This window comes from Spirillospora sp. NPDC047279 (genome assembly GCF_040643285.1).
Lineage (GTDB): Bacteria > Actinomycetota > Actinomycetes > Streptosporangiales > Streptosporangiaceae > Spirillospora.
The window spans coordinates 409868-425080 of sequence record NZ_JBEYUA010000002.1 but is presented as its reverse complement, the minus strand read 5'-3'; the positions used below and the strand labels follow the sequence as shown (position 1 = coordinate 425080).

Sequence of the window (15213 nt, the reverse complement as noted above, 5' to 3'; positions counted from 1 at the left end):
CACAGTGCGGCCTATGGGCTTGAGTGCAGGATCCGCCGTCCGAATTGTCAGAAGAACCAATCCGTACTACTGGCGTTCCTCACGCGCCGAGACGTTCGCGGACGCTCGCCGCCGCGGCGACGACGTTCGCGAGACCGGCCTCGACCTGCTCGTAGGTGCGCGTCTTCAGCCCGCAGTCCGGGTTGACCCAGACACGTTCGGCGGGCAGGACCGCCAGGATCGCCTCGATCAGGGCCGCGACCTCCGCGGTGCCCGGGACCCGCGGCGAGTGGATGTCGTAGACGCCCGGGCCCAGACCGCGGCCGAACGACCCCAGCGCGGGGTCGGCGACGATCCGCGCCTGCGAGCGAGCGGACTCGATCGTGGTGACGTCCGCGTCGAGGGCGTCGATCGCGGTCAGGACCGTGGCGGCGTCGGAGTAGCAGAGGTGGGTGTGGATCTGGGTGCGGTCGGCCGCGACCGAGGTGGCCCGGCGGTAGGCGCCCACCGCGTGCTCCAGGTAGGCGTCCTGGTCGGCCCGCCGGAGCGGCAGGAGCTCGCGGAGCGCCGGCTCGTCCACCTGGATGATCGAGACGCCGGCCGCCTCCAGGTCGGCGACCTCGCCCCGGATCGCGTCCGCGACCTGGCCGAACACGGCGGGCAGCGGCAGGTCCTCGCGGATGAACGACCAGGCCGTGATGGTCACCGGGCCGGTCAGCATGCCCTTGACCGGCTTGGGCGTCAGCGACCGCGCGTACCGGGCCCAGCCGACGGTGATCGGCTCGGGCCGGGAGACGTCGCCGTGCAGGATGGGGGGCCGGGTGCAGCGCGAGCCGTACGACTGCACCCAGCCGTGCCGGGTGGTCGCGAAGCCGTCGAGGTGCTCGGCGAAGTACTGGACCATGTCGTTGCGCTCGGGCTCGCCGTGCACGAGGACGTCGACGCCCAGCCTCTCCTGGAGCCGGACGGCCCGTTCGATCTCGCTCTCGACCAGCCGCTCGTACCGCTCGTTCGTGATCTTCCCGGCGGTCAGGGCCGCGCGGGCGCCGCGGATGCCGCCGGTCTGCGGGAACGAGCCGATCGTGGTCACCGGCAGGGGCGGCAGTCGCAGGTGCTCGGCCTGCGCGGCGGCCCGGACGGGATACGGGCTCCGCCGGCTCTCCCCGGCCAGGTCCGTGGCCTGCGTGGCCTCCGTGGCCTTGGCCGCCGCCCGCGCTCGGACGGGCGGCGCGACGGGGTCGGCCCCGGCGGGCGCCGCGGCGAGCAGCCCGGCCAGCGTGACGACCTCGCCCACCTTCTGGTCGGCGAACGCGAGCCGCCGCCGCAGGTCGGGGTCGAGGCCGGTCTCCAGGTCGAGGTCGTGGGGGACGTGGAGCAGGGAGCACGACGTGCCCACCGTGACCTCGCCGACCCGCCCGCGCAGGAACCGCAGCGTGTCCAGGGCGTCGTCGAGGTCGGCGTGCCAGACGTTCCGGCCCGGCACGACGCCCGCGACGACCGTCTTGCCCGCCAGCGACCCGAGGTCGGGCCGGCCGAGGATCTCGCGGCCCCGGTCCAGGTCGAGGCCGATCGCCTCGATCGGAGTCTCCGCGAGGACGGGCAGCGCGGCACCGAGGTCGCCGAAGTAGGACGCCACGAACAGGCCGGGCCGGTCGGCCAGGCCGCCGAGCCGCTCGTACGCCACGCGCGTCGCGACCAGTTCGGCGTCGGTGCGGTCGGCGACCAGCGCGGGCTCGTCCAGCTGCACCCAGCCGACGCCCTCGGCCGCCAGCGCCGCGAGCAGCCGGGCGTACACCTCCAGCACGGCGTCGAGCCGGTGCAGCGGGGTGAACCCTGCCGGGCTCCCCGGCGCGGCCTCGGCGAGGAGCAGGAACGTCACCGGCCCGAGCAGCACGGGCCGGGTCTCGATGCCGAGCTCGCGCGCCTCGGCGACCTCGCGGAGCGGCTTGTCGCCGGCGAGCTCGAAGACCGTCCCGGCCCCGACCTCGGGAACGATGTAGTGGTAGTTGGTGTCGAACCACTTGGTCATCCGCAGCGGCGCGACGCCGTCGGTGCCGCGGGCCATCGCGAAGGTGACGTCCTCGGCGTCCCGGTACCGCTCCGGCACGGCACCGAGCAGGACCGCGGTGTCCAGGACGTGGTCGTACAGGGAGAACGTGTTCGACGGCGGCGTCTCGACGCCGAGGTCACGGAGCCTGCGCCAGGTCGCCGCGCGCAGCTCCCGGCCGGTCGCCGCGAGGTCGTCGCGGCCGGTGCGCCCGTTCCAGTACGACTCCAGGGCCCGCTTGAGCTCGCGGCGCGGGCCGATCCGCGGATAGCCGAGCACGGTGGCGGCGGGGAAGGCCTTCGGGCGAGGGCGGGCGGTCATGCTGTCTCCTTCGGGCGGTGATCGGGGGAGGAGACGGCAGTGTGTCCGCCGTTCGCCGGCCGCCGCCGGATCGATCAGCACCGCTTATCGCCGAGACTGGTCGCATGACCGCCGGGAACGGAGAGCAGGGGCCGCCGCTGCGCGACGTCGGCTGTTTCGCCGCGGTCGCGCGCGATCTGAGCTTCTCCAGGGCCGCGGTACGGCTCGGCATGTCGCAGCCGGCGGTCAGCCAGGCGATCGCCCGCCTGGAGAGATCCCTCGATCTGCGGCTCTTCGCCCGGACGAGCCGCGAGGTCCAGCTGACGGCCGCGGGCCGGGCCCTGCTGCCCCACGCGGAGGCGCTCCTGGAGCAGGCCGCCGCCTTCTCGGCCGAGGCGGGCCGCCTCGCCGGACCCCGGGGCAAGGCCATTGGCCTCGCTTATGACCCGCTGGTCGGGACGCTCGCCGCGCAGGTCGCCCGGCGCCTGGCGCGCAACGCCCGGTCGGCGGGAGCGGAGGTGGAGCTGCGCCCGGCGGCGTGGGCCGACGCGATGGCCGAGCTGGTGCGCGGCACCGCCACGGTCGCGATCATGAGCGCGCCGTTCCCGCCGGGGCTGGCGACCACCGCGCGGTTCCACGTCCCGGTCACCCATCTCGCGGTGCCGGCGGGAGGGCCGCTCGCCGGCACCGCGCCGGTCCGGCTGGAGCAGCTGACCGGGCATCCCCTCCTGCTGCCGCGCGCCCTGTGGGTGCAGCTGCCGGGACGCCTGCGCACCGCGCTCCAGCGCCAGGTCGTCGCGCACGACGTCGACGACCTGGCGGCGGCGCTCGACCTCGTCGCGGCCGGGCGGGGGCTGATGCCGGCGCCGCGCCTCCTCGCGGAGACGGTGCGCCGTCCCGACATCGGGTTCCCGCCGCTCGGCCTCGACGATCTGCGGATGACGTACGGGCTGGTCTGGGACCGGGAGAACGCGTCCGCCGAGGTGATGGCCATCGTCCAGACCGTTCAGGAGGCCCTGCGCCGCCGCGGCGTCACCTGAGCGCGGTCACTTCGCCGGGGTGGACTCGCGAGGCGCCGGGCCGGACTTGATGGCCTCGATGACGCTGGCGAGGCCGTCGGTGCCGTGGCCCTGCCCGACGGCCTTCCAGAAGAGGTCCTTGACCGCGTCCACGTACGTGGTGTCCAGGCCCGCGGCCCGGCTGGCCTCGACCAGGTGGTCGGCGCTCACCGCCTGCATGTGCAGGCTATTCTCGCCGCCGGGGTAGTCGCCCCGCGCGATCTCCTCGGTGAGGATCCGCACGTACCCCATGGGTCCGTCGCCCGCCACCCCGCCGATGGTCTCGGTGCCGTACGGGCGGAAGGCCTCCGGCGTGATGCCCGCCGACCCGACCAGCGCGAGGGCGTGCATGTAGCCGGTCAGCGTGCCCCAGAAGATGCCCAGCTGCGCGGTGTAGTAGAGCATCGCCAGGCCGTGGTCGGCGCCGACGTACGTCACGTCGCTGAGCGCCGCCAGCGTCTCGCGGTGCTTCTCCAGCACGGCCTCGGAGCCGCTGTAGAAGGTGTACGCCCCCGGCTGTCCGATCCCCGGCGGCGGCGTCATGATCCCGGCGGTGATCAGGTCGGCGCCGTGCCCGGCCGCCCACGTGCTCGCCGCGCGCAGCCGTTCAGGGGTGTCGGAGCTGAGGTTGACCAGCACCCTGCCCTTGAGCGCGCCGGTCGCGCCGCCCAGCGAGTCGTACATGGCCTGGTAGTCGAGCTGGCTGAGCACGATCAGCTCGCTCGCCTCCAGCGCCTCCGCGGGGCTGACGGCGAGGGCCGCGCCCTGGTCGACCAGCGGCCCGGCCTTGCTCGCCGTGCGGTTCCAGACGGTCACGGTGTACCCGGCCTTGAGGAACGTCTCGGCCATCGTGGCGCCCATGGGCCCGAGCCCGACGACCGTCACCTGCGTCTTCCGCGTCATTCTTCTCTCCCGTCCTCGGTGGTGGCTCCACGGTGGTCCCGGGCGCTTCGGGATCTCTTCGGGCCCGCTGCGGGCTGGCCGCGGGCCGTCCGGGCGGTGGTGTCCGCGTGCTCCATTAACCTGGGGGAATGCGCTTCGGGGTGCTCGGTCCGCTGGCGGTCTCGACGGACGGCGGGCGGCCCGTGAAGGTGCCCGAGGCCAAGACCCGCGCCCTGCTCGCCGACCTGCTGACCACGCCAGGGCAGGTGGTCCCGGCCGACCGGCTGATCGACGACCTGTGGGGCGAACGGCCGCCGCGCAACCCCCTCGGCACGCTCCAGGCCCGCGTCTCGCAGCTCCGCCGGGCCCTGGACGAGGCCGAGCCGGGCGCCCGCGACCTGCTGGTCTCCCGTCCGCCCGGATACCTGCTCGACGCCGGGCCCGGCGCGGTGGACGCCGTCCGCTTCGAGGCGCTGCTCGGCCGGGCGGAGCGCGAGGGCGACCCGCGTGACCGGGCCGGTCTGCTGGCCGAGGCGCTGGCGTTGTGGCGGGGCCCGGCGTACGCGGGTGTCGCCGACGAGGAGTTCGCCCGCGCGGCGGTCGCCCGTCTCGACGAGCAGCGGCTCGCGGCGCTCGAAGCGCAGGCGGAGGCCCGTCTCGAACTGGGCGAGCACGGCCTGCTCACCGGCGAGCTCGCCGATCTGGTCGCCCGCCATCCGCTGCGCGAACGGCTCCGCGCGGCGTACATGCGGGCCCTCTACCGCGCCGGGCGTGCCGGTGAGGCGCTGGAGGCCTACGACGAGCTGCGCGGGCGGCTGCGCGACGAGCTGGGCATCGATCCCGGGCCCGACCTCGCCGGCCTGCGCCAGGCGATCCTCCGGCAGGATCCGGCGCTGGCCGCGCCCGCCCCCGCCGCCGGCCCCGCGCCCGCGTCGCGGCTGCCCGCGGCGCTGGGCGAGCTGATCGGCCGCGCCGAGGCGATCAGCGAGATCGGCGCGCTGCTCAAGACGGGCCGGTACGGCGGGCCGCGCCTGGTGACGCTGACCGGGCCGGGCGGCGTCGGCAAGACCCGCCTGGCGATCGAGGCCGCCCGGGTGGCGGGCGGCGCGTTCCCCGACGGCACGTGGCTGGTCGAGCTGACCGCGCTCGCGCCCGGCAGCCGCGAGGTGGGAGAGCTGGTCGCGGCCGTCGTAGGAGTCCGCGAGGAGCCCGCGCCGGGCTCTGTGCCGGGCTCTGTCCGGGACTCCGGGCCGGGCTCTGCGGGCGACGGCGGGCCGGGCCTGGCGCCGGGCAGCGAGCCCGGCACCGCGAACGATCGCCTGGCCGAGGCCCTCGCCGCCCGGCGGGCGCTCCTCGTTCTCGACAACGGTGAGCACGTGGTCGAGGCCGCCGCCGAGCTGGCGGACCGGCTGCTGAAGGCCGCGCCGCACCTGCAGATCATGGTGACGAGCCAGGAGCCGCTCGGCCTGGCCGATGAACGCGTCGTCGCGGTGCCGCCGCTCCGCCTCCCCGGCGCCGGGGACACGTCGGCGGCGGCGATGCGCGACTCCGGCGCGGTCCGGTTGTTCGTCGCGCGCGCCGAAGCGGCCGCCCCCGGGTTCGCCTTCGACGATGACGGTGCCGCCGCCGTCGCGGCGATCGTGCGCCGGCTCGACGGCATCCCGCTGGCCCTGGAGCTGGCGGCCTCCAGGGTCCGGCTCATGGGGGTCCGCGAGCTGGCCGAACGGCTGGACGACCGGTTCCGGGTGCTGGGCGCCGCACGCCGCGGGGCGCCCGCCCGGCAGCGCACGTTGCGGGCGATGATCGACTGGAGCTGGGACCTGCTCTCCGAGCCGGAACGTGCCGTCCTGCGCCGGCTGGCCGTGCACTCGGAGGGCGCGACGCTGGACGGCGCCGAGGCCGTCTGCGCCACCGGCGACGGCTCGGACGTGCTGGACGTGCTGGGGAGGCTGGTCGACCGTTCACTGGTCGTGGCGGCGGACGGGCCGCGTTTCAGACTCCTGGAGTCGGTCTCCGCCTACGCCCTCGAACGGCTCCGCGACGCCGGGGAGGAACACGCCGTCCGGCGCAGGCACGCCCGTTACTTCGCCGCCGCCGCCGAACGTTCGGCCGCGGGGTTGCGCGGCGCCGGGCAGCGGCGATGCCTGGAGTGGTTCGACGCCGAGGGCGCCAACCTCCGCGCGGCCCTCGACCACGCCGTTCGCGAGGCCGACGCGCACCTCGCGCTGCGGCTGGTCAACGCCCAGACGTGGCACTGGCACCTGCGCGGACGCTTCGGCGAGGCCCGCCGCTCGCTCGACGCGGCGCTCGGGGTCGCCGACGACGCCTCCGACGTGCCCGCCGCGGTACGGGCGGAGGCGCTGGCCTGGCAGACGGGCATGACGTTGACCGCGGGCGACGGCACCGACCCGGCCGAGGTCGTCGAAGTGGCGCTGCGCGCGTACGACGGCGTGGACGACCCGGGCGGCCGGGCCTGGGCGGAATGGTTCCTGACCTCGGTGCACTGGGCCTACGGCGACATGGCCGCCAACCGCCGGCGGGTCGATTCGGCCCTCGCCGCGTTCCGCGCGCTCGGCGACCGCTGGGGCGTCGCGGCGGCGCTCAGCACCCGCGCCAACCTGGCGGTGGTGCCCGGCGATCTCGGCATGATCGAACGGGACGGCGCCGAGAGCCTCGCGCTCTTCACCGAGCTGGGCGACACCTGGGGCCGCCTCGCCGCCACCGACTCGCTCGAGAAGGCCGCCGAGATCAGGGGCGACTACGAACGGACCGGGCGGCTGCGGCGTGAGGGCCTGCGCCTGGCCGAGGAGCTCGGCATGTGGGCGGAGGTCTCGTTCAAGGTGGCCGGGCTCGGTCGCGTCGCGCTCCTCGAAGGCGACCTCGACCGGGCGTGGGACCTCCACCAGCGTGCCCTGCGGCTGGCCGTCGAGCATTCGAGCAAGTCGTCGCGGGAGTTCGCGGAGATCGGCCTCGGACTGGTGGCGCGCAGGCAGGGCCGGCTCGACGCCGCCGAGGAGCACCTGCGCCGCCCGCTCGGCTGGCTCGGCCGGGTGGACGGCCGGGCGGGCATCGCGTTCGTCACGGCCGAGCTCGGCTTCGTCGCCCAGCAGCGCGGTGACGCCGGCGGCGCGCTCCGCCTGCATCTGGAGGGCTTCGACATCGCGCACGGCACCGGCGACCCGCGTGCCGTCGCGCTCGCGCTCGAAGGGCTCGCCGGCGCGCGCGCCCTCGCGGGCGACGGCCGGGCCGCCGCGAGTCTCCTCGGTACGGCGGCGGCCCTTCGCGAGTCGGTGGACGCGCCGCTCCCGCCCGCCGAACGCGGCGACGTCGACCAGATCACCGGGATGGCGGCGCGGACCCTCGGCGACGACCGCACCTTCGCCGCGACCTTCGCCGAGGGCCGCACCCGCACCCCAGAAGAGCAACGAGCGACGTTCGGACCCTGAACGTTCCGCGACCTGAACGTTCCGCGACTGACGTCCCGCGACTGACGTCCCGCGACTGGGCGGTCAGGGACCGAGCGGTCAGGCGGGCGGTCAGGGACCGAGCGGTCAGGGGACGAACAGTCAGGGGATGAGGAGGGTTTTGCCGATCACGGTTCGGGCCTCGATGGCGGCGTGCGCCTCGGCGGCCCGTTCGAGCGGGAACGTCTGGCCGATGACCGGTGCGACGCGTCCGGCGGCGGCGTCCGCCAGCGCCCGCGTGACGAGGTGCCTGCGGCCCGCGAGGTCGAGCCGCATCTCCGCGATGCCGTGCAGGGTCACCTTCCGGGCGGCGACCTCGGCGGGGTCCGCGGCGGTGAAGCCACCGGTGGGCGCGCCGTGCGCCGACATCCAGCCGCCCGCCGCGACCGCGCCGAACGCGGCCAGGCCGATCTCGCCGCCGACGCCGTCGAACACGACCCGGGCACCGTGCCCGCCGGTCGCCGCCCGCACCCGTTCGGGCCAGTCCGGCTCGGAGTAGTCGACCACCGTGGTCGCGCCGAGCTCGCTCGCCAGGTCGAGCTTGCGCCGCCCGCGCGCCGCCCCGATCACGGTGCCGCCCGCCGCGCTCGCCAGCTGGATCAGCAGGACGGCCGCGCCGCCGGTCGCCCCCACGACGAGGACGCCGTCGCCCGGCCGGACGCCGGCGCGGTCGAAGAGGCTGTAGGCGCTCGTCCCGTCGTGGGCCAGGGACACCGCCTCCGGCAGGCCGAGGCCGTCCGGTACCGGGACCAGCTCGCCGGCGGGTACGACGGCCCGTTCCGCGTAGGCGTCCACCTGGAGCGCTCCGCCGGTGTAGCCGAGCACGCCGCGGCCGATCCAGGACGCGTCGACGCCGTCGCCCACCGCCGCGACCTCGCCCGAGACCGCCCCGCCGGGCACGTAGGGCGGCTTGATGTCGAAGTACTCGCCGCCCCAGCCCGACCTGATCTGGGTCTCCACGAACAGCGTGTCCACGGCCGCCACGTTCACCACGACCTCGCCCGGACCCGGCACCGGATCGGCGACCTCGACCGGCACGAGCACGTCCGGCCCGCCGAACTTCCTGACCTCGACCACCCGCACGACGACCACGCTCCTAGACTCGTTTCAGGGTGTTTCCGACGAGAGTCTCGAACATCAACAAAGGTTGAGGTCAACCCTTTCCAGGGCGTTCAGAACAAATGCATACTCGGTATGGCATACGCCGAATGGTCTCCTGTATGGCCTGGATCACCGAGTTACGGAATGTCTTTCGTCGACGCCAATACGGGGGCCGCAACGATGCCCGTCCGGGGGATGGTGCTCACCGCCGGCCGCAGCGCGTCCCGGACGGCGACCAGGGCGGGGCGGGCCAGGCTCTCCTCCCGGACGCCCGTGAGGATCCGGCGCACCACCGGGCGTCCCGCGATCGGCAGCACGGCGACGCCGGGGTCACGTTCGGGCCTGGCCAGCTCGGGCAGCAGCGTGACCGCCTGACCGGCGGCGACCAGCGCGAGCAGGGACAACGCGTCGGACGTCTGGTGGCGCCGGTCGGGGGCGAAGCCGCCGTACTCGCGGCAGATCTTGTTGATCAGACGGCAGTGGCTCTCGGTGTCCGCGCCGGCCGCCCACACCGCGGACTCCAGGTCGCGGATCCGCACCGGGCCGCCGCCGGCCGCCGCCGGGTGGTCGCGCGGCACCACCAGCCGGATCTGCTCGACGTGGAGTTCGGTGAACACGAACCCGGCGGGCCAGTGCCGCGGCACCTCCTCGTACTCGTCGCAGACGGCCAGGTCGCAGGTCCGTCGTTCGAGCGCCTCCAGGGCCTCGTCGGGCTCGGACATCACGGTCTCGATGCGCAGGCCCGGGTGGCGCGCGGACAGGTCGGCCAGGGCGGGCGCGAGCAGGATGGACGCCGTCTGGAACGCCACGATGCGCACGACGCCGCTGATCGCCCCGGCGGCCGCCGCGACCTCGGCCTCCGCCAGCTCCACCCGGGCCAGCAGGACGTCGGCGTGGCGGGCCAGCACGTGCGCGGCCTCGGTGAGGCGCAGCCGCCGCCCGTCCCGTTCGAAGAGGGTGACGCCGACCTCGCGCTGGAGCTCCGACAGCTGGTGGGAGACCGTCGACGGGCTGTACGACAGCGCCCGCGCCACGGCGGCGATCGTGCCCCGGGCGCGCAACTCGCTGAGGAGCCGAAGCCGCTGCAAATCCAGCATGCATCGAACTCTTCCACGTATATCCCTCGAAAACATGCGATAGACCCGATGGGTTGCGGAAGGGACGATCGGCGCAGGACACCCCGTACATGAGGAGAGGCACATGGACCCACGGGCCGAACTGCTGGTCCGCTACACGGGCGGCGACTGGTGGCCGGATCTGATCGAGAGCGCGTCCGGGTCGTGGCTGGAGACGGCCGGCGGGCGCCGGATCCTCGACTTCACGTCCGGGCAGATCTGCGCCACGATCGGGCACAACCACCCGCGGATCGTGGCGGCCATCGAGCGGTCCCTCAACGACGTCGTCCACCTCAACTCCACGATGTTGTCTCCGCCGGTGCTCGACCTGGCCGAGGCGCTGCTCGGCACGACGCCCGACCCGTTCGAGCGGGTCATGTTCCTCAGCACGGGCGGCGAGGCCAACGAGGCGGCGCTGCGCATGGCCAAGCTGGCCACGGGCGGGTTCGAGGTGCTGGCGCTCGGGCGCAGCTGGCACGGCATGACGGCGGGCAGCCAGGCGCTGACGTTCTCCGCCGGGCGCCGCGGGCACGGGCCGACCCAGCCCGGCGTCTTCGCGCTGCCCGCGCCGTACTCCTACCGCTGCCCGATCAGGCATTGCTCGGACACGTGCGACACGACCTGCCTGGACGTGGGCTTCGACCAGTACGACCAGCAGTCGGTGGGCGCCCCGGCGGCCGTCATCGCCGAGCCGGTCCTGTCGGCGGGCGGCATCCTCGTCCCGCCGCCCGGCTACTTCGCGCGGCTGATGGAGCTGGCCCACGAGCGGGGGCTGATGGTCGTCCTCGACGAGGCGCAGACGGGCTTCGGCCGGCTCGGCGAGATGTACGGCATGGACCTGTACGGGATCACGCCGGACTTCGTGACGTTGTCCAAGACCCTCGGGGGCGGGCTGCCGATCAGCGCGGTCCTCACGTCCGCCGAGATCGAGCGGACGGCGCACGAGCGCGGCCTGCTCTACTACACCTCCCACCAGTCCGACCCGCTGCCCGCGGCCGCCGCGCTCGCCGTCCTCCAGGTCGTCCAGGAGGAGGAGCTGGCCACCCGGGCCCGCGAACGCGGCGAACGTTTCAGCGGTCACCTGCGCGAGATGGCCGAACGGCACGAGGTGATCGGCGAGGTCCGGGGGCACGGCCTGCTCTGGGGCGTGGAGCTGGTGACCGACCGCGAGACCAGGGAGCCGGCCACCGAGCTGGGGTCGGCGGTGACGCACGCGTGCGAGCAGGCGGGCCTCTGCATGAACATCGTGCGCAGCCCGGCGGGCACCGGGATGAGCGCGTGCCTGCGCATCGCGCCGCCGCTCACGGTCACCGAGGACGAGATCGACACCGCCGCCGGGATCCTCGACGAGGCCCTGACCAAGGTCACCGCCACCGCCTGACCCGCGTTCCGGGCTCAGGCTGGCCCTGGCGGGGCCACGATCCGGGAACGGGCGAGCGGGTACATTGCGGATCGTGGGCGACAACGAGCTGGGCGGATACATCAGGACGAGCCGCGAGGGGGTCAAGCCGGCGGACGTCGGGCTGCCGGAGGGCGCCCGGCGTCGCACGCCGGGATTGCGGCGGTCCGAGCTGGCGACGCTGGCCGGGATCAGCGTCGAGTACCTGACCCGGCTGGAGCAGGGCCGGGACCGCCACCCCTCGGTCCAGGTGCTGGCCGCGCTCGCCGGCGCGCTGCGCATGACCATGGAGGAGCGCGTTCACCTCAGGCACCTGGCCAAGGCGAGCAGCGGCGCGATCGGCGCGCTCTGCCCGGGGGCCTCGCTGCCGCCGAGCTTCACGGTGCGCCCGACGGTGCGGGCCGTGCTCGAAAGCCTGGAGCCCGCGCCCGCGGTCCTGCTCAACCGGCTGGGCTTCGTGCTCGCCTGCACCACGGGCTACGAACGCATCGCCCGGCCGCTCGGCCTGCTCGACGGGGACCGGCCGAACGTCCTCTACTACGTCTTCACCGACGACCGCGCCCGGGCGGCCTACCCGGACTGGGACCGGGTCGCCGACGAGCTGGTCACGGACCTGCGGTACCGCTCCGACTGCACCGATCCGCACGTCAAGGAGATCGTCGACGACCTCATCGTCACCGCGGGCGCCGCGTTCTCGGACCGGCTGGAGATCCCGACGAGCCCGCCCAAGCCGCTGGGCGCCGAACGCCTGGACCACCCCGAGGCGGGCGAGCTGCGCCTGGCGCGGGAGGTGCTCGAACTGAACGAGGGCGACGCGCAGCGCCTCGTCGTCCACGTTCCCGCCGACGACGCGACGGCCCGGGCGCTCGACCTCCTCACCGGCCGCCAGCCCGGCGCCCTGCGCATCCTCACCGCCTGACCCCCTGGGACGTTCCTGCGTCCGGACGCCACTGAGGCCGGGGTCCCGGGTGGGACTCCGGCCTCAGCGGCACGGGGCTCAGGAGGCGAGGGCGGGCTCGCGTTCCGCGGCGGGCGCCGCGTCGCGCGTCTTGCGCGCCCGCAGGCCGCCGATCCCGAAGAGGGCCATGCCCCCGGCCGTCCAGGCGAGCAGGACGGTGAGCGGGCCGGCCGCGGCGGAGCCGTCGAAGAAGGCGACCGAGCGGAGCAGCGAGACCGCGGCGCCCGGGGGCAGCAGCTGGCCGATCGCCCCCCACGGCTGCGGGAGCAGTTCGGGGGCGGCGGTGGCGGCCGACAGCGGGTTGCCGAGGAGCAGGAAGGTCAGCGCGCCGACGCCGATCCCGGCCTGGCCGATCGCCGCGGCGAGCCCGGCGACGGTGCCGGCGACGGCCAGGATCGCCAGCGCCATGACCCCGGCGACCTCGGCGTACGAGCCGGGGAGGATGGAGAACCAGCCCTGCGCGACGGCCGCGGTGACCAGGCCGCCGAGGATCGAGAAGGTGATCACGCCGGCGAGCCGCCACCGGAGGGGCTTGATCAGGAAGGTCATCATGACCGCGCCGGCGAGGCCGGACATGATCAGCGGCAGGACCAGGGTGCCGAAGCCGGCGCCGCGCGGGTCGTCGGAGTCCGCCGCGACGACGTCCTGGACGGGCATCGCCTTGACACCCGCCATCTGCTGGGCGACCTGGGTGAGCTGCTGGGAGACCAGCGGGCTCGCGGCGGAGGCGACGATCACGCGCGGCCCGTTCGGGGTGGTGACGATCGCGCCGTAGGCCTCGCGGTCGGCGAGGGCCTGCCGGGCGGCGGCCTCGTCGGCCTTCCGCGTGATCTCGAAGGCGCCGGGCTGGCTGCGTTCGAGTTGTTGCGCGACGGCCGGGGCCTGTGGCCCGGCGACCACGAGCGGCACGTCCCGGGGAGCCATCTGGGTGGCGGGCCAGGCGAACGCGATGATCATGATCAGCTGGACGGTGGCGGCGACCACCGCGATGCCGAGGGTGCGGAGTGCGATGGGGGGCTTCATGGTGGCTCCATCTAAAGCGGATGTCCGTTCTCTTAACGTCTCCGAGTCTGAACCCGCCATCGGAAGGTTGTCAAGAACGGACGTTCGTTTTTATATTGAGGCATGCCCCGAGTCACCGAAGAGCACCGCGAACGCCGCCGCCGGCAGATCCTCGACGCCGCGCGAAGCTGCTTCGCGCGCAAGGGATTCCACGAGACCTCGCTGCAGGACATCTTCAAGGAGTCCGGCCTGTCCGCCGGCGCCGTCTACCGGTACTTCCGCAGCAAGGACGAGCTGATCGGCGCCATCGCGGCCCGCAGCCAGCCGCTGGTCGCCGCCCTCCTCGAAGAGATCCTGGGCGAGGAGGAGCTGCCGCCGCTCGACGAGATCGTGGCCCGCTTCGCGCACGGGGTCATCGAGCGCATGGGCCCGAGCGGCGTGGTCCGGATCGCGCCGCAGGCCTGGGCGCTGGCCATGTACAACCCCACGATCCACGTCGCGATCGGCGGCCTTCTCGGCGACGTCCGCCTGTGGTGGACGCGGGTGGCCGAACGCCTCCGGGACGAGGGCCGCCTCCCGCCCGACTGTGACCCGAAGGCCGTCGCGATCGTGCTGACCAGCATCATCCCCGGCCTCATCCTGCAACGCCTCCTCCTCGGTGAGGACGCCGACGTCGAGACCACGCGCGCCGGCCTGCACGCCCTGCTCGCGGTGGACCAGCGGCCCGTGGAGGGCTCCGCCCTCTGACGAGCGCCGGGCTCCGCCCTCTGACGAGCGCCGGGCTCCGCCCTCTGACGAGCGCCGGGCTCCGCCCTCTGACGAGCGCCGGGGCTCCGCTCGCTGGGGAGTGCCGGGGTGGTCAGGTCTTGATGCCGAAGACGTGTGTCACGTGGGGGGTGTCGATCAGGGTGTGCGGGACGAGCGCGTGGTATGCCCACACGTGGACCCAGGCGTTGCCGGTGCGCAGGGTCAGGGTCGTCTTCACCATGCCGGGGGCGAAGTAGGTGAACAGCAGGAACGTGACCGAGAGCGCGGCGTCGCCGGGTGAGCCGAAGGACGTCCAGGCGTCCCAGAAGTGCATCGCCGCGTACGTCAGGCCGCCGAGGACGACGGTCGTCACCGCCGAGCCGGTCAGCCGCAGGAAGCGCGGCACCAGGATCGCGTAGATGAAGATCATCGCGGGCAGCACGGCCCCCGCGAGGAACAGGACGAAGGTGAGCGGCACGCCGATCAGGAGCTGCCCGCCGCCCAGGTCGGCGATCGCGGGCTTGAGCGCCGCGAACTGCACGACCGACTCGACCACGAGCACGATGCCGATCAGGACGGCGTCGGCGCGCCGGTCGGCCGAGGTCAGGTTGAGCTGGGCCGCCGAGTAGCGGCGCCGGAAGAACGCCAGCGGCACGACCGCGTACACCACGAGGTTGTAGGCGGCCCAGGTGATCGCCTCGGCCGGTGCGACGTGCTCGTGCGTGCCGAAGACCGACCCGGCCAGGTGGAATCCGAACGGATGCCAGCCCAGCGCCCGTGCCAGCACGTAGCCGCCGAGCATGCCCGCCGTCCCGTAGGCCAGGAGCAGCAACGTCTCGCGCAGGGCGCGGGGGCGTTCCGGGGCGCGGGCCGCGATGTCGGGCACCGCGCGCCGCCGCGTCACCACGCACACCAGAACGATGATCAGGAGCGCTTCGAGCACGCGGGCGTTGAAGTCCGCCAGTTGCGCGCCGGGCGAGCGGCCGGCGGTGTCCGGCCAGCCGAACGGCAGGGTGTCGCCGGCGACCGCCACCACCAGCACGTTGGCCAGCGCCCAGCCGAGCAGGGTCAGCATCACGACCGGACGGGTGATCAGGCGCATGCCGCACTCCCTCGTTATTTAGCACACCTGTGCTATGAAACGGATGGTAGCACGGGTGT

Annotated in this window: 11 protein-coding genes; 5 read left to right on the top strand and 6 right to left on the bottom strand. The window is 74.2% G+C overall.

The window, feature by feature from the left end:
• Positions 1-79: 79 nt before the first annotated feature.
• Entirely contained in the window at positions 80-2347 is a 2268-nt protein-coding gene (metE, locus tag ABZ810_RS06175; RefSeq protein WP_358399832.1) for a 5-methyltetrahydropteroyltriglutamate--homocysteine S-methyltransferase, read from the bottom strand.
• A 104-nt stretch (positions 2348-2451) separates the two neighbouring features.
• On the opposite strand from metE, the gene ABZ810_RS06170 reads away from it, so the two are divergent.
• On the top strand, positions 2452-3366 hold the full coding sequence (locus ABZ810_RS06170) for a LysR family transcriptional regulator (protein ID WP_358399829.1): 915 nt from the start codon (positions 2452-2454) through the stop codon (positions 3364-3366).
• 6 nt (positions 3367-3372) lie between these two features.
• On the opposite strand, the gene ABZ810_RS06165 is transcribed toward ABZ810_RS06170, so the two are convergent.
• Positions 3373-4287, bottom strand: a complete 915-nt coding sequence (locus tag ABZ810_RS06165) for an NAD(P)-binding domain-containing protein (RefSeq protein WP_358399827.1) — start codon at positions 4285-4287, stop codon at positions 3373-3375.
• 128 nt (positions 4288-4415) lie between these two features.
• On the opposite strand from ABZ810_RS06165, the gene ABZ810_RS06160 reads away from it, so the two are divergent.
• On the top strand, positions 4416-7712 hold the full coding sequence (locus ABZ810_RS06160) for a BTAD domain-containing putative transcriptional regulator (RefSeq protein ID WP_358399825.1): 3297 nt from the start codon (positions 4416-4418) through the stop codon (positions 7710-7712).
• A gap of 120 nt (positions 7713-7832) precedes the next feature.
• Here the strand turns inward: ABZ810_RS06160 and ABZ810_RS06155 are convergent, their stop codons facing one another.
• Positions 7833-8822, bottom strand: a complete 990-nt coding sequence (locus ABZ810_RS06155) for a zinc-binding dehydrogenase (RefSeq protein ID WP_358399823.1) — start codon at positions 8820-8822, stop codon at positions 7833-7835.
• Between the two features lie 146 nt (positions 8823-8968).
• Positions 8969-9928, bottom strand: a complete 960-nt coding sequence (locus ABZ810_RS06150) for a LysR family transcriptional regulator (protein ID WP_358399821.1) — start codon at positions 9926-9928, stop codon at positions 8969-8971.
• A gap of 103 nt (positions 9929-10031) precedes the next feature.
• Between ABZ810_RS06150 and ABZ810_RS06145 the strand changes: the two genes are divergently transcribed.
• Together ABZ810_RS06145 and ABZ810_RS06140 are read left to right on the top strand one after the other, a co-directional pair.
• Complete coding sequence (locus ABZ810_RS06145; protein WP_358399818.1) at positions 10032-11327, top strand: aspartate aminotransferase family protein; 1296 nt, start codon at positions 10032-10034, stop codon at positions 11325-11327.
• 73 nt (positions 11328-11400) lie between these two features.
• A complete protein-coding gene (locus ABZ810_RS06140; RefSeq protein ID WP_358399815.1) occupies positions 11401-12264 on the top strand; it encodes a helix-turn-helix transcriptional regulator in 864 nt (287 codons plus the stop codon).
• A 78-nt stretch (positions 12265-12342) separates the two neighbouring features.
• Here ABZ810_RS06140 and ABZ810_RS06135 read toward each other — a convergent pair whose 3' ends face one another.
• Positions 12343-13326, bottom strand: a complete 984-nt coding sequence (locus ABZ810_RS06135; protein WP_358399812.1) for a hypothetical protein — start codon at positions 13324-13326, stop codon at positions 12343-12345.
• A 102-nt stretch (positions 13327-13428) separates the two neighbouring features.
• Between ABZ810_RS06135 and ABZ810_RS06130 the strand changes: the two genes are divergently transcribed.
• Positions 13429-14052, top strand: coding sequence for a TetR/AcrR family transcriptional regulator (locus ABZ810_RS06130; RefSeq protein WP_358399810.1), 624 nt, complete (start codon positions 13429-13431; stop codon positions 14050-14052).
• 112 nt (positions 14053-14164) lie between these two features.
• Here ABZ810_RS06130 and ABZ810_RS06125 read toward each other — a convergent pair whose 3' ends face one another.
• Positions 14165-15154 carry a hypothetical protein gene (locus ABZ810_RS06125; RefSeq protein ID WP_358399808.1) on the bottom strand — a complete coding sequence of 330 codons (990 nt, stop codon included), beginning with the start codon at positions 15152-15154 and terminating at the stop codon, positions 14165-14167.
• Between the last annotated feature and the right edge of the window lie 59 nt (positions 15155-15213).